Source organism: Bradyrhizobium sp. BRP56 (assembly GCF_020194035.1).
Classification (GTDB): domain Bacteria; phylum Pseudomonadota; class Alphaproteobacteria; order Rhizobiales; family Xanthobacteraceae; genus Bradyrhizobium; species Bradyrhizobium australafricanum.
The window spans coordinates 1-1,483 of sequence record NZ_JADYVV010000163.1 but is presented as its reverse complement, the minus strand read 5'-3'; the positions used below and the strand labels follow the sequence as shown (position 1 = coordinate 1,483).

Genomic DNA, 1,483 nt, shown 5'->3' with positions numbered 1-1,483 from the left:
CTAGCGTGTCTACACGGTTTTGGGGCGCGACAGATTGACTCGGTGCAGCAAGAAGTGGCGTCTCTGCAGCATGTTGTATGATTCTCTCACTGGCGCTTTGATTCGAAGGAGCGCCAGCGATGCAGCCGGATTTGTCTTTGGGTGAGTTCGGGGACGTTCGTCTCGACAAAAGGGGGCGGCGCTTCTGCGGGCTATGCTTTGCACGCGCAGCGTCTGCTTGCGCCAGATGGCCCGGGGCGATTGGGCTGCCAATATGGCGTTCTGGCGGTTTGTGAACAACCCCCAAGTCACGATCGATAAATTGATTGAGGGCTGGAGCGCGCAGACGCGGACTGCGGTCAGCGGGCGTCATGTGCTGGCGATCCAGGATACGAGCGAGGTCAAGTTCCAGACCCAGGCGGGACGGCGGCGCGGGCTGGGCAAAGTCGGCAAGGGCAATGCTCGCGGCGTGCTGTTGCATGCGATGATGGCGGTGGATGCCGACAGCGGGGTCTGTCTTGGCCTTACTGGCGGCAACGTTTGGACGCGCAAAGGCAAGGTAAAAATCCCGCATGAGCGGCGCGCCTTGGTCGACAAGGAGTCGGCGCGCTGGGTGACGGCCGCCGAGCAAGGCCGCGACGTCCTGGCAGATGCCCGCATGATCACCGTCGTCAACGACCGCGAGGGGGATTTCTTTGCTCACTGGGCGCTGACGCCAGCTGAGAATGTCCATCTTCTGTCGCGTGCCATGCACGACCATGCGCTGGTCGATGGCGACACACTTTATCAGGCGGTCGAGCGGAGCCGCTTCTGCGACAACGCGGTGATCGATCTGCCGCAGCGAATGGATCGGCGCGGCCGGCAGGCCCATCTCTCGATGCGCTTCGGAACCGTCGTGCTCAAGCGGCCGCAGAGGCCCGGCGTCACCAACTTGGCGGAGGGCATCAAACTCAGCTTCGTAGAAGTGGTCGAGTTGCATCCGCCGAGAGGTGCGGAGCCCATTCGCTGGCTGCTCCTGACCACTCATCCGGTCGCCACCGTTAAAGACGCCTGGCAGATCGTCTCCTGGTACCGCCAGCGCTGGATCATTGAGCAACTCTTTCGCTCGCTGAAGAGCCAGGGTTTGCGCATCGAGGATAGTCAGATCGAGAGCGCCGAAGGCCTGATCAAGCTCGTGGCGGTCGCCACCAGAGCGGCATGTATCGTCATTCAACTCGTTCAGGCCCGCAACAGTGGCGAAGAATTGCCGGCTGAATTTGTCTTCACCGCAGAAGAGATCGAGACGCTCAGGGCCATCAACAAAACCATGAAAGGTCGCACCGAGCTTCAGAAAAACCACCATCGCCCCAACACTCTTGCTTGGGCGGCATGGATCATCGCAAAACTCGGCGGATGGACCGGCTACGCCTCCCACCGTCCACCTGGACCAATCACCTTCCACACCGGAATGGCCCGCTTCCAAATCCTCGCAAATGGCCCGACAAACGTGTAGATGCACTAGTGC

The 1,483-nt window shown here is 61.0% G+C and carries 1 protein-coding gene; it reads left to right on the top strand.

Annotated elements, in window-relative coordinates; genetic code table 11:
* Nucleotides 1-253 precede the first annotated feature (253 nt).
* Entirely contained in the window at nt 254-1,471 is a 1,218-nt protein-coding gene (locus I6F38_RS43160) for an IS4 family transposase (protein ID WP_225164679.1), read from the top strand.
* The last annotated feature ends 12 nt before the right edge of the window (nt 1,472-1,483 follow it).

Coding starts and splice junctions, on each gene's coding strand:
- I6F38_RS43160 (WP_225164679.1), top strand. CDS start 254: ATGGCGTTCTGGCGGTTTGTGAACAACCCCCAAGTCACGATCGATAAA.